At 69.8% G+C, this 19,522-nt stretch carries 23 protein-coding genes and 1 pseudogene; 12 read left to right on the top strand and 12 right to left on the bottom strand.

Going from position 1 to position 19,522, the window contains the following annotated elements:
* Nucleotides 1-40 precede the first annotated feature (40 nt).
* From dapF to AC07N1_RS04835, 4 genes are read left to right on the top strand one after another with little or no spacing between them, the layout of a single operon-like run.
* Nucleotides 41-895 carry a diaminopimelate epimerase gene (gene dapF, locus AC07N1_RS04850; RefSeq protein ID WP_494670777.1) on the top strand — a complete coding sequence of 285 codons (855 nt, stop codon included), beginning with the start codon at nucleotides 41-43 and terminating at the stop codon, nucleotides 893-895.
* Nucleotides 808-1,722 carry an SDR family NAD(P)-dependent oxidoreductase gene (locus tag AC07N1_RS04845; RefSeq protein ID WP_494670776.1) on the top strand — a complete coding sequence of 305 codons (915 nt, stop codon included), beginning with the start codon at nucleotides 808-810 and terminating at the stop codon, nucleotides 1,720-1,722. Before dapF ends, AC07N1_RS04845 begins: the two co-directional genes overlap by 88 nt.
* Entirely contained in the window at nucleotides 1,719-3,050 is a 1,332-nt protein-coding gene (mtaB, locus tag AC07N1_RS04840; RefSeq protein WP_494670775.1) for a tRNA (N(6)-L-threonylcarbamoyladenosine(37)-C(2))-methylthiotransferase MtaB, read from the top strand. Before AC07N1_RS04845 ends, mtaB begins: the two co-directional genes overlap by 4 nt.
* The gene (locus tag AC07N1_RS04835; RefSeq protein ID WP_494670774.1) at nucleotides 3,047-4,015 is read left to right on the top strand and encodes an endonuclease/exonuclease/phosphatase family protein; all 969 of its coding nucleotides are present in this window, start codon (nucleotides 3,047-3,049) and stop codon (nucleotides 4,013-4,015) included. The genes mtaB and AC07N1_RS04835 overlap by 4 nt, the downstream gene beginning before the upstream one ends.
* Nucleotides 4,016-4,017: 2 nt before the next feature.
* Here AC07N1_RS04835 and AC07N1_RS04830 read toward each other — a convergent pair whose 3' ends face one another.
* Nucleotides 4,018-4,419 carry a thermonuclease family protein gene (locus AC07N1_RS04830; RefSeq protein WP_494670773.1) on the bottom strand — a complete coding sequence of 134 codons (402 nt, stop codon included), beginning with the start codon at nucleotides 4,417-4,419 and terminating at the stop codon, nucleotides 4,018-4,020.
* Nucleotides 4,420-4,597: 178 nt separating this feature from the next.
* Here AC07N1_RS04830 and AC07N1_RS04825 point away from each other — a divergent pair, with 178 nt between their 5' ends.
* Nucleotides 4,598-5,032 carry a GFA family protein gene (locus AC07N1_RS04825; RefSeq protein ID WP_494670772.1) on the top strand — a complete coding sequence of 145 codons (435 nt, stop codon included), beginning with the start codon at nucleotides 4,598-4,600 and terminating at the stop codon, nucleotides 5,030-5,032.
* A gap of 114 nt (nucleotides 5,033-5,146) precedes the next feature.
* On the opposite strand, the gene AC07N1_RS04820 is transcribed toward AC07N1_RS04825, so the two are convergent.
* Entirely contained in the window at nucleotides 5,147-5,779 is a 633-nt protein-coding gene (locus AC07N1_RS04820; RefSeq protein ID WP_494670771.1) for a trimeric intracellular cation channel family protein, read from the bottom strand.
* Nucleotides 5,780-5,894: 115 nt separating this feature from the next.
* Between AC07N1_RS04820 and ftsY the strand changes: the two genes are divergently transcribed.
* On the top strand, nucleotides 5,895-6,836 hold the full coding sequence (gene ftsY / locus AC07N1_RS04815) for a signal recognition particle-docking protein FtsY (protein ID WP_494670770.1): 942 nt from the start codon (nucleotides 5,895-5,897) through the stop codon (nucleotides 6,834-6,836).
* 4 nt (nucleotides 6,837-6,840) lie between these two features.
* Complete coding sequence (locus AC07N1_RS04810; protein WP_494670769.1) at nucleotides 6,841-7,449, top strand: inner membrane-spanning protein YciB; 609 nt, start codon at nucleotides 6,841-6,843, stop codon at nucleotides 7,447-7,449.
* Nucleotides 7,450-7,505: 56 nt separating this feature from the next.
* Here AC07N1_RS04810 and AC07N1_RS04805 read toward each other — a convergent pair.
* Nucleotides 7,506-7,649: pseudogene (locus tag AC07N1_RS04805) on the bottom strand (hypothetical protein).
* A gap of 84 nt (nucleotides 7,650-7,733) precedes the next feature.
* On the opposite strand from AC07N1_RS04805, the gene AC07N1_RS04800 reads away from it, so the two are divergent.
* Nucleotides 7,734-8,303 carry a MarR family winged helix-turn-helix transcriptional regulator gene (locus AC07N1_RS04800; RefSeq protein ID WP_494670768.1) on the top strand — a complete coding sequence of 190 codons (570 nt, stop codon included), beginning with the start codon at nucleotides 7,734-7,736 and terminating at the stop codon, nucleotides 8,301-8,303.
* 138 nt (nucleotides 8,304-8,441) lie between these two features.
* Here AC07N1_RS04800 and AC07N1_RS04795 read toward each other — a convergent pair whose 3' ends face one another.
* From AC07N1_RS04795 to AC07N1_RS04775, 5 genes are all read right to left on the bottom strand, one after another.
* Complete coding sequence (locus AC07N1_RS04795; RefSeq protein ID WP_494670767.1) at nucleotides 8,442-8,726, bottom strand: hypothetical protein; 285 nt, start codon at nucleotides 8,724-8,726, stop codon at nucleotides 8,442-8,444.
* Nucleotides 8,727-8,804: 78 nt separating this feature from the next.
* The gene (locus AC07N1_RS04790) at nucleotides 8,805-9,317 is read right to left on the bottom strand and encodes a DsbE family thiol:disulfide interchange protein (RefSeq protein WP_494670766.1); all 513 of its coding nucleotides are present in this window, start codon (nucleotides 9,315-9,317) and stop codon (nucleotides 8,805-8,807) included.
* A complete protein-coding gene (ccmD, locus tag AC07N1_RS04785) occupies nucleotides 9,314-9,490 on the bottom strand; it encodes a heme exporter protein CcmD (protein WP_494670765.1) in 177 nt (58 codons plus the stop codon). Before ccmD ends, AC07N1_RS04790 begins: the two co-directional genes overlap by 4 nt.
* Before the next feature lie 7 nt (nucleotides 9,491-9,497).
* Entirely contained in the window at nucleotides 9,498-10,244 is a 747-nt protein-coding gene (gene ccmC / locus AC07N1_RS04780) for a heme ABC transporter permease CcmC (protein ID WP_494670764.1), read from the bottom strand.
* A gap of 49 nt (nucleotides 10,245-10,293) precedes the next feature.
* Entirely contained in the window at nucleotides 10,294-10,935 is a 642-nt protein-coding gene (locus AC07N1_RS04775) for a Spy/CpxP family protein refolding chaperone (RefSeq protein ID WP_494670763.1), read from the bottom strand.
* A 276-nt stretch (nucleotides 10,936-11,211) separates the two neighbouring features.
* Between AC07N1_RS04775 and AC07N1_RS04770 the strand changes: the two genes are divergently transcribed.
* Nucleotides 11,212-12,105 carry a DMT family transporter gene (locus AC07N1_RS04770; protein ID WP_494670762.1) on the top strand — a complete coding sequence of 298 codons (894 nt, stop codon included), beginning with the start codon at nucleotides 11,212-11,214 and terminating at the stop codon, nucleotides 12,103-12,105.
* Here AC07N1_RS04770 and AC07N1_RS04765 read toward each other — a convergent pair.
* Nucleotides 12,102-12,542, bottom strand: coding sequence for a putative signal transducing protein (locus AC07N1_RS04765; protein WP_494670761.1), 441 nt, complete (start codon nucleotides 12,540-12,542; stop codon nucleotides 12,102-12,104). The two genes, AC07N1_RS04770 and AC07N1_RS04765, sit on opposite strands and share 4 nt — an antisense overlap.
* A gap of 13 nt (nucleotides 12,543-12,555) precedes the next feature.
* The gene (locus AC07N1_RS04760) at nucleotides 12,556-13,047 is read right to left on the bottom strand and encodes a hypothetical protein (protein ID WP_494670760.1); all 492 of its coding nucleotides are present in this window, start codon (nucleotides 13,045-13,047) and stop codon (nucleotides 12,556-12,558) included.
* A 107-nt stretch (nucleotides 13,048-13,154) separates the two neighbouring features.
* Here AC07N1_RS04760 and AC07N1_RS04755 point away from each other — a divergent pair, with 107 nt between their 5' ends.
* Nucleotides 13,155-13,682 carry a surface-adhesin E family protein gene (locus AC07N1_RS04755; RefSeq protein WP_494670759.1) on the top strand — a complete coding sequence of 176 codons (528 nt, stop codon included), beginning with the start codon at nucleotides 13,155-13,157 and terminating at the stop codon, nucleotides 13,680-13,682.
* Nucleotides 13,683-13,872: 190 nt separating this feature from the next.
* Here AC07N1_RS04755 and ccmB read toward each other — a convergent pair whose 3' ends face one another.
* Both ccmB and ccmA read right to left on the bottom strand, forming a co-directional pair.
* Nucleotides 13,873-14,538, bottom strand: coding sequence for a heme exporter protein CcmB (gene ccmB / locus AC07N1_RS04750; protein ID WP_494670758.1), 666 nt, complete (start codon nucleotides 14,536-14,538; stop codon nucleotides 13,873-13,875).
* Nucleotides 14,535-15,152, bottom strand: a complete 618-nt coding sequence (ccmA, locus tag AC07N1_RS04745; RefSeq protein WP_494670757.1) for a heme ABC exporter ATP-binding protein CcmA — start codon at nucleotides 15,150-15,152, stop codon at nucleotides 14,535-14,537. The genes ccmB and ccmA overlap by 4 nt, the downstream gene beginning before the upstream one ends.
* A 181-nt stretch (nucleotides 15,153-15,333) precedes the next feature.
* On the opposite strand from ccmA, the gene acnA reads away from it, so the two are divergent.
* Together acnA and AC07N1_RS04735 are read left to right on the top strand one after the other, a co-directional pair.
* Nucleotides 15,334-18,021, top strand: coding sequence for an aconitate hydratase AcnA (acnA, locus tag AC07N1_RS04740; protein ID WP_494670756.1), 2,688 nt, complete (start codon nucleotides 15,334-15,336; stop codon nucleotides 18,019-18,021).
* A gap of 181 nt (nucleotides 18,022-18,202) precedes the next feature.
* Entirely contained in the window at nucleotides 18,203-18,910 is a 708-nt protein-coding gene (locus AC07N1_RS04735) for a DUF1223 domain-containing protein (RefSeq protein WP_494670755.1), read from the top strand.
* Nucleotides 18,911-19,522: the final 612 nt, after the last annotated feature.

Below are 19,522 nucleotides of genomic sequence, written 5' to 3'. Positions count from 1 at the left end.
GCGGTGCATTTTGCATCGCTTTCGACTATATAGCCGCCTTATGAGCCGCACCTTCCTGAAGATGAACGGGCTCGGCAACGACTTCGTCGTCATCGAGACCCTCACCCAGCCGTTCGAACCCTCCGCCGAGGAGATCCGCCAGATCGCCAAACGCGGCCAGGGCGGGATCGGCTGCGATCAGGTGGTGGCCATCGATCCGCCGAAGGCGGAAGGCGCATCGGCCTATGTGCGCTTCTGGAACGCCGACGGCGAGCCGGCCGGGGCCTGCGGCAACGGCACCCGCTGCGTGGCCTGGCTGCTGATGCAGTCGGGCGGCAAGAACGAGGTGGCCTTCGACACCGTCGCCGGGCGCCTGTCGGGCGTCATGGCCGGCGACAAGCGCGTCACGGTCGACATGGGTCCGCCGCGCCTGGACTGGAACCAGATCCCGCTGTCCGAAGAGATGGACACCGCCCGCGTCGAGCTGCAGGTCGGCCCGATCGACGCCCCGTGGGTGCACACCCCGGTCTGCGTCTCGATGGGCAATCCGCACGTGGTGTTTTTCGTCGACGCGCCTGTCAGCGACGAGTTCGCCGAGAAGACCGGCAGCCTGGTCGAGCACCACCCGCTGTTTCCCGAAGGCGTCAATGTCGGCTTCGCCCACGTGGTGTCGCGTGACCACATCAAGCTGAAGGTCTGGGAACGCGGCGCGGGCCTGACGCTGGCCTGCGGCACCGGCGCCTGCGCCGCCCAGGTCGCCGCCGTGCGCCGGGGCCTGACCGATCGCACCGCCACCGTCGAGTTCGAGAGCGGCCCGCTGGTCATCGAATGGCGCGAGGCAGACGGCCACGTGATCATGACCGGCCCGGTGGCTTTGGAGTTCACCGGCAAGCTGCCGGAGACCGTGGCCGCATGAGCGAGCTGCATCCCGCCCTCGCGCCCGGCAAGACCGCCATCGTCACCGGCGCGGCCGACGGCATCGGCCTGGCCGCCGCCAAGGCCTTCGTCGAGCTGGGCCTCAACGTGGTCATGGCCGACGTCACCGGCCGCAAGCTCAAAGCAGAAGCCGAAGCCATCGGCGCCCTGGCCGTGCCGACCGACGTCGCCGACCGCGCCGCCGTCGAGGCCCTGCGCGACGTCGTGTTGGAACGCTTCGGCGCCGTCGACGTGCTGATGAACAACGCCGGCGTGGGCGGCGGCGGCGACGCCTTCTCGGGCGACGACGCCTGGAAGCGCATCCTCGACGTCAACCTGTGGGGCGTGATCAACGGCGTCCAGGTGCTGGGCGAGACCATGGCCGAGAGCGGCCGGCCGGGCCTGATCATCAACACCGGCTCCAAGCAGGGCATCACCCAGCCGCCGGGCGACACGGCCTACAACGTCTCCAAGTCGGCGGTGAAGGCTCTGACCGAGGGCCTGGCCCACACCCTGCGCGAGATCGTCGACTGCCAGGTGACCGCCCACCTGCTGATCCCCGGCTACACCTTCACCGGCATGACCAAGCGCGGCCCCGGCGGCAAGCCCGACGCGGCCTGGACCGCCGAGCAGGTCGTCCACTTCATGCTGGCCCGCATCGCCGCCGGCGACTTCTACATCCTCTGCCCGGACAACGACGTGTCGCGCGCCGTGGACGAGAAGCGCATGGCCTGGGCCATGGGCGACGTCATCGAGAACCGCCCGGCCCTGTCGCGTTGGCACGACGACTGGAAGGACGCCTTCGCGGCGTTCGTATCCCAGCCGTGACCGTCTACACCGTCATCAAGGCGACCCCCGCGCCCAAGCCTGAAGTCGGCGAGGAGGGCGGTCCGGCGGTGGTCGCCTCGGGTCCGAACGGCGTCGACGTCGTCACCTTCGGCTGCCGGCTGAACGCCTATGAGAGCGAGGCCATCCGCGCCCGCGCCGCCGCCGACGGCCTGTCGGACGCGGTGGTGTTCAACACCTGCGCGGTGACCAACGAGGCCGTGCGCCAGGCCCGCCAGGCGATCCGCAAGGCTCGCCGCGAGCGCCCGGGCGCGCGGGTGATCGTCACCGGCTGCGCCGCCCAGATCGACCCGGCCGCCTTCGCCGCCATGCCGGAAGTGGACCTGGTGCTCGGCAACGCCGAGAAGGCCGCCCCCGGCGCTCTGATCGAGACCACGACCCGCGTGCGGGTCAACGACATCATGTCGGTCAAGGAAACGGCCGGCCACCTGATCGACGGCCTCAAGGACCGCGCCCGGGCCTATGTCGAGGTCCAGAATGGCTGCGATCACCGCTGCACCTTCTGCATCATCCCCTATGGCCGGGGTAACTCGCGCTCGGCCCCGGCCGGCGAGGTGGTCGAGCAGGTGCGCAAGCTGGCCGCCGAGGGCTATCGCGAAGTGGTGCTGACCGGCGTCGACGTCACCTCGTGGGGCACGGACCTGCCGGGCGAGCCGACCCTGGGCCAACTGGTGGGACGGATTCTGCGCATGGTCCCCGACCTGCCGCGCCTGCGCCTCTCCTCCATCGACGCCGCCGAGATCGATCCGGACCTGCTGAAGCTGTTCGCCGAAGAGCCCCGGCTGATGCCGTACCTGCATCTCAGCTTGCAGGCCGGTGACGACATGATCCTCAAGCGCATGAAGCGCCGGCACAATCGCACCGACGCGCTGAACCTGGTGGCCAGCGTGCGGGCCGTGCGGCCGGACGTGGCCTTCGGCGCCGACCTGATCGCCGGCTTCCCGACCGAGAGCGAAGAGGCCTTCGCCAACACCGTCCGCCTCGTCGAGGAGGCGGGTCTCGCCTTCCTGCACGTCTTCCCCTACAGCGCCCGCCCCGGCACCCCGGCCGCGCGGATGCCGCCGGTGAAGGGACCGGTGATCAAGGACCGCGCCAGGCGCCTGCGTGAAGCGGGCCAGCGCGGCCTGGAGCGTCACCTGGCGGCCCAGGTCGGCCGCACCCTGGCGGGCCTGGTCGAGCGCGACGGCCTGGCCCGAGCCGAGGACTTCACCGAGATCGCCTTCACCGGCGAGGCGCCGGCCGGCCAGATCGTCGACTTCCGCGTCACCGGCCACGACGGGACCCGGGTCATCGCCGAGCGGGCGGCTTGAGGCGCTGGTTCGCGGCCGCCCTGGCCGCCTTCCTCGCCCTGCCGATCGCTTCGCGGGCGGACGACGCCGTCCGTCTCAGCGTCATGAGCTACAACGTCGCCGGCCTGCCCTGGCCGGTGAAGGCCGGGCGCGGCGAGGCGCTGAAGAAGATCGGCGACGAGCTGGCCAGGATGCGCGCCGCCGGGACCGAGCCCGACGTCATCCTGATCCAGGAGGGCTTTCGCAAGGAGATCGGCGACCTGATCGACCGCTCCGGCTACCCCTATGTGGCGCGCGGTCCCAAGAAGGGCCAGCGCGACGCCAGCCTATGGCCCAAGGGCCAGAAGCCCGACTATCGCCGCGTCGCCTATCGCCGCAAGGGCGAGGGCCTGGGCAAGTGGGGCTCCAGCGGCCTTTGGGTGCTGAGCAACTTCCCGATCGAGGACGTGAAGTCCCACGCCTATCACTACTGCGCGGGCCTGGACTGTCTGGCCAACAAGGGCGTGATGCTGGTGACGCTGAACGTGCCGGGCCTGCCGACGCCCGTCGAGATCGCCAACACCCACCTCAATTCCAAGGGCGCCTCGCGCGTGCCCCGCCCGCGCAACCGCATGGCCCACCACCTGCAGGCCGACGAACTGAAGATGTTCATGGCTGCGGACCGCACGCCGGGCGCGCCACTGATCGTCGGCGGCGACTTCAACGTCATGCACGCGCCAGACCGCTTCGACTACGTGATGGCCGACTATCCGTTCGAGGTGGTCAGCCGCTGGTGCCACGCCCTGCCGGGCGCCTGCGACACCCAGATCTCGTATGACGGCGACGCCCCCTGGCTCGACACCCAGGACCTGATCGGCTTCCTCGACGGGACGCGGGTGCAGGTCACGCCGGTCAAGGTCGAGGCCACCTTCGACGGCGCCAGCGAGCCGGTGCTGTCCGATCACGACGGCTATCGGGTGACTTTCCGCCTGGCGCCGAAGGGATAGCCCTACCGCCGGCCCCGGCCGCCCTCGACGCCGCCGCGTGCCCGCAGCAGGTCGCCCACCCCGGCGCCGCCGATCGTGCAGCGGGCCACGACCCGGTCGTAGGAGTGCTTCAGCGCCCGGCACGACAGGTACTGGCGCCAGACCACGTCCTCCAGCCGGTTCTTGGCCTGCCGACCGCCCGCATCGTGCAGTTCGGGGGCGTAGAAGTCCGCCAGCCGCACCTCGATCCAGGTCGACGGGTCGCTGGTCGGGCCGACGCACAGGCTGTCGCCGTCGCCGACATAGCGCACGGGGCCTTCGAAGCGGGTGTTCGGGGCGGGCAGCGGAGCCTCGCAGGGATCGGCCAGGGCGAGGGAGGGCAGGGCCAGCGCCCCCGCCGCCAGGATTGCACGCCAACCGATCATCGACTCCTCCGCTCTGTACGGGAGGAACCGGTACGCTCTAACGAAGCGGTTGTATTTTCTCACGATTTACTAACTCGAACGCATTACTGCATTCGTTGGACACCGCGTCGGCCCTTGCTGTCACGCCCGATCTCGCCTCTGGTGCGGCTGCGCCTGTGGAAGGGATGTGGAGGGGTTCGTGGGCCTGAGCGGCGGCTGCCAGTGCGGCGCGGTGCGGTTCCGGGTGGAGGGCGAGCCCGGCCGGGCTTCGATCTGCCATTGCCGGATGTGCCAGAAGGCGTTCAGCGGTCCGTTCGGGGCGCTGGTGACGGTCGCGGTCGCCGACCTGACCTGGACCCGCGGCGAGCGCTCGGTCTTCCAGAGCTCCGACGCCATCAGGCGCGGCTTCTGCGCCGCCTGCGGCTCGCCCCTGACCTTCGAGTGGAGCGACGACAAGATCGACCTCGCGGTCTTCGCCTTCGACGATCCCTCGGCGGTGGCGCCGGTCGTCCAGTTGGCGATCGAGACGCGCCCGGCCTGGATGGAGCATCTGGCCGACATGCCCGTGCGCCCGCCCGCCGGCGGCTCGGCCGTGGCGGTGGTGTCGCGGCAGCACCCGGATTTCGACACCTGATGAACCCCCTCAGTCGCTCCGCGACAGCTCCCCCAGAGGGGGAGCATCTTGAAGGGCGCCGCGCCGACCAGATCCTCCCCCTCTGGGGGAGGTGGCCCGGAGGGCCGGAGGGGGTTAGTCCGCAGCCTTCTCTTCCCCGCCCATGAACCCCGGCAGGCTCCAGCCCAGCTTGATGGCGCAGGCCCGCAGGCCGAAGGCCGCCGCGAACCCCGCGATCCCGGCCGGCCAGAACGGCACGTGCAGCCATTGCAGCACAGCGAACACGGCCGCGCCCAGCAGGGCGGCGGTGATGTAGATCTCGCGGCGCAGCAGCAGGTTGGGCTCCTCGGCCAGCACGTCGCGCACCACGCCGCCGAAGGCGGTGGTCAGAACGCCCATGATCACGGCGGTGAAGGGATGCACGCCCAGGCTCAGGGCCTTGGCGGTGCCGACCACGGCGTAGGCGGCCATGCCCAGGGCGTCTAGCCACAGCAGGGCCCGGAAGCGCCAGCCGCGCTGGCCCAGCAGCCACACCACCAGGGCGGCGGCCAGGCACGCCAGGATGTAGCCCGGCCGCTGGATCCAGAACACCGGCGCCCCGATCAAGAGGTCGCGCAGGGTGCCGCCGCCCACGCCGGTGATGGCGGCGAAGAAACCGAAGGTGACGATGTCGTGTTTACGCCGCGCGGCGGCCAGGGCGCCGGTCGCGCCGAACACGGCGGCGGCGGCGTAGTCGAGCCAGAAAAGGGCGGCGGCCAAGGGATCCATCGGCCCTAGACGCCATGAGCCGGCGCCAAGCGCAACCTTGTGGTCGCTCGCGCCGCTAACCTCGAATCGTAAATCGCGTCTTCACTTTTCCCCAGGGGTCGCTACAGGAGCGCGGATGAGCGAAAAGCCCTCGCAGAAACAAGGCTGGTTCCAGCGCCTTACGGCCGGCCTGACCCGGTCTTCCCAGCAGATGACCGAACAGGTCACCGGCGCCTTCACCAAGAAGCCGCTGGACCAGGAGCAGCTGGACGCGCTGGAGGAGATGCTGATCGAGGCGGACCTCGGGCCGCAGATCGCCGCCCGCATCGCCGACGCCTTCGGCAAGGCCCGTTTCGGCAAGGCCTCGACCGACCACGAGATCAAGGAAGCCCTGGCCGAGCTGATCGCCGCCGAGCTGGCCGACCGCGAGGGCCGCTTCGACCCGCTGGGCGGACCGCGCCCCTATGTGGTGCTGTTCATCGGCGTCAACGGCTCGGGCAAGACCACGACCCTGGGCAAGATCGCCGCCGACCTGACCGAGAAGGGCGCTCGCGTCCTGATCGCCGCCGGCGACACCTTCCGCGCCGCCGCCGTCGAGCAGCTGAAGGTGTGGGCCGATCGGGCCGGCGCCGACTTCATATCCCGCCCTACCGGTTCGGACGCCGCCGCCCTGGCCTACGAGGCCGTCGAGCGCGCCAAGGCCGAGGCCTATGACGTGGTGCTGATCGACACCGCCGGCCGCCTGCAGAACAAGCAGGGCCTGATGGACGAGCTTCTGAAGGTCATCCGGGTGGTCAAGAAGGTCGATCCCGACTTCCCGCACGAGACCCTGCTGGTGCTCGACGCCACCGTCGGCCGCAATGCGCTGGCGCAGGAAAAGGTGTTCGGCAACAGCGTCGGCGTCTCGGGCATCGTCATGACCAAGCTAGACGGCACCGCCCGCGGCGGCGTGCTGGTGCCGGTCGCCCGCGCCTCGGACAGCCCGATCAAGCTGATCGGCGTCGGCGAAGGGGTCGATGATCTGCAACCGTTCGACGCCCGCGCGTTCTCGCGCTCGCTGGTCGGACTGGAGGACTGAGCGCGTGACCGAGCAGACCTCCGAAGTGAAGAAGAAGGCCGCCTGGGTGCGGACCGCCGTCGACTACGGCGCGCCGATCGCGTTCGCGGCCACCTATTTCGTCACCAAGAACTTCCAGACCGCCACCTGGGTGCTGGTCGCCGCCTCGGCGCTGGCCCTGGTGGTCGGCTACGCCCTCGAGCGCCGCGTGGCCCTGCTGCCGCTGTTCTCGGGCCTGATGGCGCTGTTCTTCGGCGTGCTGGGCCTGGTGTTCCACAGCGACGTCTTCGTGAAGATCAAGGTCACGGTGGTGAACGGCCTGCTGGCCGCCTTCATGATCGGCGGGGCGCTGATGGGCCGCGCGCCGCTGAAGGCGCTGATGGGCGAGGCCCTGCACATGTCGGACGCCGCCTGGCGGACCCTGACCCTGCGCTACGGCGGCTATTTCGCGCTGGCGGCCATCGCCAACGAGGTGGTGCGCCTGACCCAGGACACGCCCACCTGGGTGAAGTTCCGCATCGCCCTGCTGCCGCTGGCGATCGTTTTCTCGCTGACCCAGACGCCCTTCATCATGAAGCACATGGCCAAGCCGGACGACCAGAAGACGCCCGAGCCGCCGGACGCGGGGTTCTAAGGGCTCTTTCGAACCCTTTTCTCAAATTCATCGTCATCCCGGAAAGCCCGAAGGACTTATCCGGGACCCAGGACTGGGCGCGGCCTGGTTCGCCGCCCCGGCGCTTGCCGGCGCAATGCGGCGGCCCCTGGGTCCCGGCTCTACGCTGCGCTTCGGCCGGGATGACGGCGAAGGTGCGGGTTGGAAGCTGGAAAGCGCAATCCGCCGCCCACGGACCATCTGTCGTCAAACCGACGCGTAACCGTGCTAGCTGGACGTCCGTCAACGGAAACGGGGCGGACGACATGGCCAAGCACAAGAGCGACAAGACCGCGTCGCGCGAGGTCGGGGTTCTCGACCGCTCGCCCAGCCACCTGCTGCACAGGGTGCTGCAGACGGCGCTCGACATCTATGTGGAAGAGACCGGCGCGGGCGGAATCACCCAGCGCCAGTTCGCCGTGCTGGCCGCCGTGGCCGAGCACGAGGGGGTCACCCAGACCGGCCTGGTCCGCGCCACCGGCATCGACCGCTCGACCCTGGCCGACATGGTCGCCCGGATGATCGCCAAGGGTCACCTGGAACGTCAGCGCTCGGAACAGGACGCCCGCGCCAATTCCGTGCGCCTCACCGACGCCGGCCGCCTGGTGCTGGAAGAGAGCCTGCCCAAGGTCGGCGCGGCCGACGCCCGCATCCTTTCGCTGCTGAAGGCCAGCAAGCGCGACGGCTTCCTCGACCTGCTGGCCGAGATGGCCGCCGTCGACCTCCACGCGCCCCCGCCCGAGCCCAAGGCCAAGAAGCCCAAGGCCGAGAAGGCGGACAAGCCGAAGAAGGAAAAGAAGGCCAAGAAGGACAAGGACGCCAAGAAGGCGGCCTGAAATAGATCCTCCCCCTCTGGGGGAGGTGGCCCGTAGGGCCGGAGGGGGGACGTTTTCAGCTAGCGAGGCGGCGGATCGTCCTTGCGGTCCTCCCCCCACCGATCGCTGCGCGATCGCCTCCCCCACAGGGGGAGGTTCCTAGACCACGATGTTCAGCAGCGAGCCCGGGCGCAGCATCTTCTGCGGCGGCTCGGCCGGGGCGGTGAAGGTCTTGGGGGCCGTGCGCTGGGCTTGCGGCTGGGTCTGGGTCTGAAGCTGCACGCTCATCGCCGACTGGGTCGGACGCGTGGTGGTCGTGCCGGTCGCCTCGGTGACCGCCGCCTGGAAGAACGCCGCCGCGCGCGACTGGCCGGCCGGAGTCACGCCGCCGGACGAGGGTCGGGCGGGGACGGCAGGCAGGCCGGTGGGGCGAACAGTGCTCATGACGCGCAAGCTAGCATGGTTAATGCATGGTGCGCGAGCGTGGTTAACGAGGTTCTAAGGTCGTCGGCGCGCGGCCGTTTACCGCAGTTTGGCCACCAGGGCGTCGAGGTCGGCCGGGGTGATCGGGCCGGTGTGCTTGGCGATCACCGTGCCTTGGGCGTCGACGACGAAGGTCTCGGGCACGCCGGTGACGCCGAACTCCACGCCCGCGCGGCCGTCGCGATCGACCAGTCGGGCGGCGAACGGATCGCCCAGGCGGCCGATGAAGGCCTCGGTGTTGGCCGGGGCGTCCTTGTAGGCCACGCCGACGATGCGCACGCCGCGCGCCTTCAGGGCCATCAGCTGCGGGTGCTCAACCTCGCACGGGGCGCACCAGGAGGCGAAGAAGTTAATCAGCATCGGCCCGTCGCCGGCCTGGCGGATCGGCGCCGGCGTGCCGCTGTCGAGATCGGGCAGCGACAGGGCCGGGACCGGCTTGCCGACCAGGGCGTCGGGGCTGACCTGGGGATTGCGCTTGAGGGCGTAGCCGGCGAACAGCACGGCCAGGGCGGCCAGAACGATCAGCGGCGCGAAGGCCAGCCAGCGTTTCACTGCGATCGGTCTTTCGCTTGCGCCTCGCGGCGCTCGACCTCGGCGCGCCAGCGGCGGGCGGACGCCAGGGTGTCGGCGATCATCCAGACGAACACCGCCGCCGACAGGGCGAAGGCGGGCCAAACATAGACGGCGTACTTGCCGGCGTCGAAATCGAAGTGTCCCAGAGTCATTCGGGCGTCAGGCCTCCGCCGCCTTGAGGGCCAGGGCCCGGGCCTTGCGCCGCCAGACCAGGGCGCGGATCCGCACCAGCCACAGCGACCCGAAGGCCGACAGATAGGCCAGACTCATCACCAGCATCGGCCAGGCGTAGATCGTCGGCAGGCGGTTCTCGGGCTTGGCGAACAGGGTCGAGGAGCCCTGGTGCAGGCTGTTCCACCAGTCGACCGAGAACTTGACGATCGGCAGGTTGATCAGGCCGACCAGGGCCAGGATGGCCGCGGCCCGGGCGGCCTTCTGCTCGTCGTCGAGCGCGCCGCGCAGGGCCAGATAGCCGAGATAGAACAGCAGCAGCACCAGCACCGAGGTCAGGCGGGCGTCCCACACCCACCAGGTTCCCCACATCGGCTTGCCCCACAGCGAGCCGGTGGCCAGGGCCAGCACGGTGAAGGCCGCGCCCAGCGGGGCGCAGGCCTGGGCGGCGGCGTCGGCCAGGGCGTGGCGGAACACCAGCGCCAGAAAGCTGGCGATCCCCAGGCAGAGATAGACGAACATGGACAGCGAGGCGGCCGGCACGTGGATGAACATCATCCGCACGGTGTCGCCCTGCTGGTAGTCCTCGGGGACCGTGAAGGTCAGGACGAGGCCGATCGCCGCCAGCACGCCGGCGATCGCGCCGAACATGGGCGCGGCCCAGCGCGAGAAGGCCATGAACCGCTCGGGGTTGGCCAGGAAGTCGAACGGGTTCTTGTTGTTGCGGGCGCCCATCGACCTTGACTTAGATCGGCTGAAGGACGCCCGCAATCGTCTCGGTTGTTTATGAGCCCGACTTGCGCTCGATGATCACGCGACGCTCGTCGCGGCGCTCGAAGCCGGGGCCGCCCTGAAGGCCTTGGGGACCACGGGTTTCGATACGGCGCACCGAGACGCCGGGGCCGCCGCCGACCTCCGGACCGAGGACGTCGAAGGCCTTCTTCTGGCTGGGCGACAGGGCGTTGTAGAAGGTCCGCGTGGCGTCGGCCCGGGCCTTGAACTCGGCGGCGACCTTGGCCAGCTGCTCGGCCTGGCGGTCGAGGCGCTCCAGCGTGGTCGGCGGGGCCCTGTCGGCGCCCTCGGGACCGTCGTCCTTGATCGGCCGGGGCTCGGGACGCTCCTTGGGGCCGGTGGCGGCGATATAGGCCTTCAGCGCGCCTTCCTGGCGATCGGTCAGTTGCAGCACGTCGCGCAGATGCTTGGCGCGGGCTTCCGGATCGCGATGGGCGCGGATGGCCATCGGCGGCGGGCCGCGGAAGGTCAGGTGGTCGACGCCGGGCGGCGGCGGGGGCGGCTCGGGCGCTTCCGGCGGGGCGGGCGGCCTGGGCGGAGCCGGGGGCTCGGTGGTCTGGGCCGCGGCGGCGACGACGCCGGCCGTGAGCGCGGCGCCGGCGGCGAGCGCGAGGGACTTGAGGGCGGGGCGCATGGCGATCTCCTTGGACAAGGGCGGATACGAACTGCGGCCTAGGTTGAAACCCGTTGTGGCGCGAAAATGTCTGAAGATGTGAACAATGTTACACGAGTGAAGCGATACTCGGACCGGCGATACGAACGACTGACAAATCAATCACTTGGCGGTGTGGCCCGCACGCCGCGCCTGGACTCATTTCGATAATTTCATGTTCGGCGCCGGTCTGCTGACAGGTCCTGTCACGAGCAAGGCCCATATCCCCCAGCACCCGAATGCGGCATGAGGCCCCCGATGAAACGCGTCGCCTTCCTCGCCCTGATCCTCGCCGGCCTGCTGTGGGGGCTCGGCTTCCCGCTGGGCAAGCTGATCCTGCGCGAGACCGACGCCGCCCACATGGTGCTGCTGCGCTTCGCCGTCGCCGCCGTGGTGGCCGCGCCCTTCGCCCTGAGGACGAAGGAGGCCCGCGCGCTCTTCCGTTCGCCGGTTATGCTGCTGTCGGGCGCGCTCTACGGCGTGGCCTTCATGGTGCAGTTCGAGGGCCTGGCTCATGTCAGCGTCACCCTGGCGGCGCTGCTGGTCGGAGCCATGCCGGCCCTGATCGCGATCTGCGCCAAGGTGATGGGCGAAAAGGTCAGCCGGGCCTCGTGGATGGGCGTCGGGGCCGCGACCCTCGGCGCGGCCCTGATCGCCGGCAAGCCCGACGGGGCCGGCTCGCCGCTGGGCGTGGCCCTGTCGTTGGGCTCCCTCTTCATCTTCCTGGCCTGGCTGGTGGTGCTGAAACGCGCGCCCAAGCCCGCCTCGCCGATGGCCGTGCCGGCCGCCACGGTGATCATCGCCGCCTTCACCGTGCTGCCGATCGCCCTGGTCATGCACGGACCGCCGACGCTGGATCTCTCGCCGACGGCGTGGATCGGGGTGCTGGGCCTGGGCGTGCTGTCGACCCTGCTGGCCACGGCCGCCTGGCAGTTCGGCTCGGCCCGCGTCGGCAGCGCCAGCGCCGGGGTGTTCATCAATATCGAGCCGCTGATGGGCGCCTCGATCGGCGTGCTGCTGTTCGGCGACCACCTGACCCTGGCCCTGGGCGTCGGCGGCCTGATGATCATCGCCGGCAGCTTCGTGACGGTGCTGGGCGAACGCCACGCCGATCCGGACGGCCTGCAGGCCGTCCCGGCCCCCGCGCCTTAGCCGGCCAGCACGACCAGCCAGACGCCCAGGCCCGCCAACAGGAAGAGGCCCGTGACGCCGGCCGCGACGAGACGGATCCGGCCGTCGTGGCGCTTGCCGTCCAGCAGCAGGCCGCCGGCCGGGCCGAACGCCGCGGCCAGCAGCAGCGCAGCCCCGGCCTTGCCCGCCGAAGCGCCGTGGTCCAGCACGTCGGGCTTGGGTGCCTGCTCCGGCGGCGACGGGCCGCCGCGCAGATCCTCGATCAGCTGCCGGGCCTCCTCGGCGTCGCTGTCGGGCGCCCACAGGCGAAAGCCGCCCATGGCGATGGTCATCAGGTAGTCGCTGGCGCCCCAGTGCTCGTTCTGCAGCAGCACCGGCACGCCCTCGGCCCGCAGCCGCGAGGCGGCGATCTGGGCCTCGGCCAGGTCGGCGAAGCGAGCGATCTCGGTCAGGCTCATGGGCCTGCCCTCCTCAGCGCGGCTCCGAGCCGAGCCGCCACAGATAGAGGTGACGCGCCGGCGTGCCGACGCGCAAGTCCTTCAATTCCTTCTGCTCGGCGTCGCTGAGCTTGAAGCGGCTGTAGCCGCGCTCGGTCAGGCACTTCTCCAGGGCCGGCGTGGCCTGATCGCGGACGTTGCGCCAGTTGCGGTTCATCCGCAGCCGATAGGCTTCGGCGTAGTTCTGGGCGGCCTGCCCGGCCCCGGACGCCGAGGGCTCGCGCGAGCCGACGTCGGGATCGACGGGGATGTCCATGCCGAAGGTCAGGTCCACCAGGGCCAGCTTCACCGGCGCCAGGGTCTCGACATAGTACAGGCACTCGGCCGCGTCGGTGCGGTACTTCAGATAGCTGACGCCGGGCTTGCCCCAGCTTTCCTTGCGGGTCGGCGCCGCCTGGGCGGCGCCAGCCAAGGCGAGGGCGGCCAGCAGCGACAGCGCCTTGCCGACCGTTCGGGTCCTGGTCATTCGCGACGGCCTCCCCTGCCGGCCGGTTGATCGTTCGTTGACCCATGTTACCGTGACCATGGAAGAAGAAAAGGGCGCCGCACGCGCGCCCGACGGGAGGCCGCAGGGTGGACGCTCATTTTCTCATCGCCGCCGGGGTCGCGGGGCTGCTGCTGGCCGTCCAGGCGCCCGCCGCTCCCCAGGCTGACTCCAAGGCCGCCGCCGACCATGACGTCGACGGCGTCACCGTCACCGCCCAGGAGCGGGCCAAGGCCATGCCGCCCTGGGCCGAGCGGGTGCGGGCCGACGGCTGGCCCTATTTCGCCGCCGCCGAGGAGGGAGCGGTGCTGATGTTCGCCAAGACCGCCAGGAGCAACGACGGCCTGAAGCCGAAAGGCCAGGTGTGGGTCCGCCACGAATTCCGCATGCCGCGCACCGAGGCCCAGGCGCCGGACGCCCCGGCCTTCCGCTCGGAGAAGGTGCTGGTCGAGGTGGACTGCGCGGCCGGCCGCTTCCGCAACGCCGCCGCCTTCCGCTACCCGAAGAACAATCTCGAAGGCGCGGAGGACTCCTACCGCTTCGAGCAGGACTGGCAGGCCCCGGCCGCCGGCACGCTGGACGCCACAGTGGTCGAGGCGGCGTGCCTGACGCCTTAAGTCTTCGGATCTTCAAAAAGTTCGTCATCCCGGCCGTAGCGCGCAGCGCGAAGAGCCGGGACCCAGGGGACTGGGCTCTGCGGGTCGATCAAGCGCCCCAGCGGTAGCTGATACGATGCGGTCGCCCCTGGGTCCCGGCTCTACGCTGCGCTTCGGCCGGGATGACGGCTGAAGGGGCGTGGATGCGAGATCAGTCCAGCGCGTTCCTGCAGGCCGCGGCCATGGCCAGCGGGCTCAGCGCCACGGCCGCGGCGCTGTAGGCCAGCAGGAACAGCAGGCCGCCCGTCCAGGGCAGGCCGCCGGCCAGGCTGTCGAGCGCGCCGGCCCCGAAGATCACGGGCGGGGCGTAGAGCGGCAGCACGATCACCGCCACCAGCAGGCCGCCGCGACGGCTGCCCAGGGCCAGGCTCGCGCCCAGTCCGCCCAGGAACGAGAACGCGAGTCCTCCCGCCAGGGCGCAGACGAACAGCAGCGGCGCGATCGACGGCGAGGCCCCGAGCGCCACGGCGGCGATGGGCGCGGCCAGGGCCAGGGGCGCGCCGGCCGCCAGCCAGTGGGCCAGGCACTTGGCCACGGCGACCGCTTCGAGGGGGGCGGGGCCGAGGGCCAGCAGGTCCAGCGCCCCGTCCTCGAAGTCGCGCTCGAACAGGCGCTCCAGCGAGAGCAGGGCCGACAGCGCCAGGGCCAGCCAGGCGATGCCGGGGGCCAGGGCCGCGAGACGTTCGGGCGCGCGGCCGGCGGCCAGCGGCAGCAGGGTGACGACGCAGGCGTAGAAGGCCAGGGCCAGCAGCGGTCCGCCGCCCCGGCCCCAGGCCAGGGCCAGTTCGCGGCGCAGAAGGATGGCGAAGGCCCTCATCCGCCGATCTCCACGCTTCTTGCTGGTATCGGCAGCGGATCGTGGACGGCGGCCAGCAGCATGCCGCCGCCGGCCAGATGCTCGGCCAGGATCTCGCCGAACAGGGCGCGGTGGCCGGCGTCCAGCGGGGCCATCGGCTCGTCGAGCAGCCACAGGGAACGGGGGCTGGCCAGCAGGCGGGCCAGGGAGACCCGCCGACGCTGGCCGGCCGACAGGCGGCGGACCTCCAGGTCGAGCAGGCGTGAAAGGTCCAGTCGCTCGACCGCGGCGCGGGCGCCGGCCTCGGTTCCGCCGGTCCAGCGGGCCTGGAACAGCAGCTCCTCCCAGGCGGTGCGGGCGGTCTTCAGGCCGTCGTGGTGGCCGGCCAGATGCAGGCCTTCGGCGCGGGCGGTTTCCGCCTCCAGCGGGGCGCCGTCGGCGCCCTCGAACGTGATCGTTCCGGCCTGGGGCCGCAGCAGTCCGGCGACGGCTCGCAGCAGGCTGGTCTTGCCCGCGCCGTTGCGGCCCAGAAGGGCGGCGGCCTGGCCGCTTTCGAGCGCCAGATCGAGCCCCGAAAACAGGGTCCGCTCGCCCCGCGCGAGGCTCAAACCCTTTATGCGAACGGCTCTCATCATCGCAAGTCCATGCGCCGTGCATGGACGTTGTGGGTAACCGGCGCTAAGAAGCGCACGGCCGTCACCCTCCGCTTTGGATGGGGCGTACGCGGCGCGAGGATGGACGCTGTGGGTCCCCCTCGATCGCGCGATCCCGGGAGTGGTTTTCCGGCGGCCGTGAACAGAGAAGGGATCCTTCCAAATGGCGTCAGTGGACAGCCTCAAAACCCGCCGCGAACTCGTCGTCGGCGGTAAGACCTACGTCTATTACAGCCTTCGCGCCGCCGAGGAAGCCGGTCTGGCCGGCACGGGCTCGCTGCCCGTCTCGATGAAGGTGCTGCTGGAAAACCTGCTGCGCTACGAAGACGGCGTCTCGGTCAACGAAGCCGACCTGAAGGCCGTCGCCAACTGGCTGGAAAACAAGGGCTCGGTCGAGCACGAGATCAGCTTCCGCCCGGCCCGCGTGCTGATGCAGGACTTCACCGGCGTGCCCGCCGTCGTCGATCTGGCCGCGATGCGCGACGCCATGGTCGCCCTGGGCGCCGACCCGGCCAAGATCAACCCGCTGAACCCCGTCGACCTGGTCATCGACCACTCGGTGATGGTCGACAACTTCGGCGACTCCAAGGCCTACGACGCCAACGTGAAGCGCGAATACGAGCGCAACATCGAGCGTTACCGCTTCCTGCGCTGGGGCTCGTCGGCCTTCAACAACTTCCGCGTCGTTCCTCCGGGCACCGGAATTTGTCACCAAGTGAACCTTGAGTACCTTGCACAGACCGTCTGGACCGCCCTGGTCGACGGCGCCGAGGTGGCCTACCCCGACACCGTCGTCGGCACCGACAGCCACACCACCATGGTCAACGGCCTGTCGGTCCTGGGCTGGGGCGTCGGCGGCATCGAAGCTGAAGCCGCCATGCTCGGCCAGCCGATCCCGATGCTGATCCCGGAAGTCATCGGCTTCAAGCTGACCGGCGCTCTGCCGGAAGGCGCGACGGCCACCGACCTGGTGCTCACCGTCACCCAGATGCTGCGCAAGAAGGGCGTGGTCGGCAAGTTCGTCGAATTCTACGGCGACGCCCTGGCCAACCTGACCCTGGAAGACCAGGCCACGATCGCCAACATGGCTCCGGAATACGGCGCCACCTGCGGCTTCTTCCCGATCTCGGCCGCCACCATCGCCTTCCTGAAGGGCACCGGCCGCGAAGCCGACCGCGTCGCCCTGGTGGAAGCCTACGCCAAGGAACAAGGCCTGTGGTGGGAGCCCGGCGTCGCCGAGCCGACCTTCACCGACGCCCTGGAACTCGACCTGTCGAGCGTCCTGCCGTCGCTGGCCGGCCCCAAGCGCCCGCAGGACCGTGTGCTGCTGTCGGACGCCGCCTCGAAGTTCGCCGAGTCGCTGGCCGGTGAGTTCGGCAAGGCCGAAGCCCCCGAGTTCCGCGCTCCGGTGGAAGGCGAGGACTTCGACGTCGGCCACGGCGACGTGGTGATCGCCGCCATCACCTCGTGCACCAACACCTCCAACCCCTCGGTCCTGATCGCCGCCGGCCTGCTGGCCAAGAACGCGGTCGCCAAGGGCCTGAAGGCCAAGCCGTGGGTGAAGACCTCGCTGGCCCCCGGCTCGCAGGTCGTCACCGACTACCTGGCCAAGGCCGGCCTGACCAAGCACCTCGACGCCCTGGGCTTCAACCTCGTGGGTTATGGCTGCACGACCTGCATCGGCAACTCGGGCCCGCTGCCGGAAAACATCAGCAAGACGATCAACGACAACGACCTGGTCGCCTGCTCGGTGCTCTCGGGCAACCGCAACTTCGAAGGCCGCGTGAACCCGGACGTGCGCGCCAACTACCTGGCCTCGCCGCCGCTGGTGGTGGCCTACGCCCTGGCCGGCTCGCTGAAGATCGACCTGAACACCCAGCCGATCGGCAAGGACAAGAAGGGCAACGACGTCTTCCTGAAGGACATCTGGCCCTCGAACGAAGACATCGCCGCCCTGCAGCGCAAGTCGATCAACGAGAAGATGTTCGCCACCCGCTACGGCGACGTCTTCAAGGGCGACAAGAACTGGCAAGGCATCAAGGTCACCGGCGGCCAGACCTACGCCTGGGAAGGTGACTCCACCTACGTCCAGAACCCGCCCTACTTCCCGAACATGTCGATGACCCCGACCCCGGTCACCGACATCGTGGAAGCCCGCGTCCTGGCCGTGTTCGGCGACTCGATCACCACCGACCACATCAGCCCGGCCGGTTCGATCAAGACGTCCAGCCCGGCTGGCCAGTACCTGGTCAACAACGGCGTCGAGCCGATCGACTTCAACGGCTACGGCGCCCGCCGCGGCAACCACGAAGTCATGATGCGCGGCACCTTCGCCAACATCCGCATCCGCAACAAGATCACCCCGGAGATCGAAGGCGGCGTGACCAAGCACTTCCCCTCGGGCGAAGTGATGCCGATCTACGACGCGGCCATGAAGTACCAGGCCGAAGGCCGTCCGGCCGTCGTGTTCGCCGGCAAGGAATACGGCACCGGCTCGTCGCGTGACTGGGCCGCCAAGGGCACCAAGCTCCTGGGCGTCCGCGCGGTGATCACCGAGAGCTTCGAGCGCATCCACCGCTCGAACCTGGTCGGCATGGGCGTGCTGCCGCTGCAGTTCATCGCCGACGGCTGGCAGAAGCTGGAACTGACCGGCGAAGAGCTGGTCTCGATCCGCGGCCTGCAGGACCTGGCGCCGCGCAAGCAGCTGATCGTCGAGCTCTACCGCCCGACCGACGGCCGCATTGCGCGCTTCCCGGTGCGCTGCCGCATCGATACGCCGACCGAACTCGAGTACTTCAAGAACGGCGGCGTCCTGAACTACGTGCTGCGCAACCTGGCCAAGGCCGACTGAGCAGCCTCTTCAGGCGCTGACTAACGAGACGGCCGGTCCCCCTGGGGCCGGCCGTTTTGCTTTGTCATCCCGCTCAAACGGCGCCGACATCGTTGTCGTGTGGATTTACCGGGCCCGAAGCGGCCATTTCACGGCCTCGTGAGCGGCGACGCAGCGGTTTCTTGGCTTAAGTGCGCCGCACATGCGTACGGCCTTGATCTCTGTTGTCTCCCTCGCCCTGACGAGCCTCGTCGCCGCCCCGGCCGCGGCCAAGTCTCCCGTGCTGGTCGAGCTGTTCACAGCCCAGGGCTGTTCGTCGTGCGGCAAGGCCAACCAGGCCGCCGCCGAGCTCGCCGAGCGCGAGGACGTCCTGGCCCTGACCTATTCGGTCGACTACTGGGACTATCTCGGCTGGAAGGACACCTTCGCCAAGCCGGCCTTCGTCGAGCGCCAGCGCGTCTACGCCAAGGCCTTCGCCCTGCGGGACGTGCCCACGCCCCAGGTGGTGGTGGCCGGCAAGGTCCAGGCCTCGGGCGCCAAGGCCGAGACGGTCGACAAGCTGATCGAGACCACCCACCTGCCGCCGGCCCCGGACATGGAGTTCGTCGGGACCAGCCGCGTGGCTGTCGGCTCGGGCGTCGTGCCGCGTGGCGGGGCCGAGGTCTGGCTGGTGCGCTTCGATCCGCGCAAGCAGGAGATCGCGGTCAAGCGCGGCGACAACCGCGGCCAGACCATCGTCCACCGCAACGTGGTGCGCGAACTGGTCAAGCTGGGGACCTGGTCGGGTCGTTCGCGGATGTACCGCCTGCCGCAGGGCCATGACGACGAGCTGCAGACGGCGATCATCGTCCAGGGCGTCAAGGGCGGCCGGGTGCTGGGCGTGCTGCCGCCGGGCGGCAAGAGCCGCTAGAGCCCCCTTCCAGCGCTTCCTTCCTGCCTTCCGCGCAAAAGAAACCCCGCCTCGCCTTAGGGGATGATCGGCGAAGCGGGGTCTTTAGGGGGAGGGGATAGAAATACGCGTCGGCCGAGCGGCGCGCCTCGTGGCCCGGAGGGCTGGAGGGGCTGTTCAGGATCCCGGACCGCTTGGCGTTCCGATCGACCGACCATGACAATCTGATCCTCGTCCGAGGCCGGGGAAGGGCGCGATCAGGGTCGTTTCGCGACGGGTTGAGGCGCCTCTGTGGCCATCTTTGCAGGCCCGGAACAGGCCTCGGAACAGGCGGGGTCCAGACATGCGAAAGCCCGCACGGGAGGGGTGATCCGTGCGGGCTCTGCAAGAAGAGAGGGGTTCTCTTGTAGTCTGTCGGCCGACCGGCCCGCGATCGAGGGGGGCTGGGGGGGCTGTTCAGGATCCAGGACCGTGGGGTGTCCGATCAGCCGACAATCACTTTTTCGACCCCCAAACGGGCGGGCGCAGGACCAAAACAAGGTCATTTCGTGGCCTGGTGCAGCTTGGTTTGGCGGTTCGTCGAACGATGTTGCGGATTTGCGACGCTCGCCTCTCGGCCTGATTTGGGGTTAG

The sequence above is a fragment of the Caulobacter sp. GW821-FHT09B11 genome (assembly GCF_059418205.1).
The sequence above is the reverse complement of the archived record's forward strand: the minus strand, read 5'-3'. Positions and strand labels throughout refer to the sequence as shown.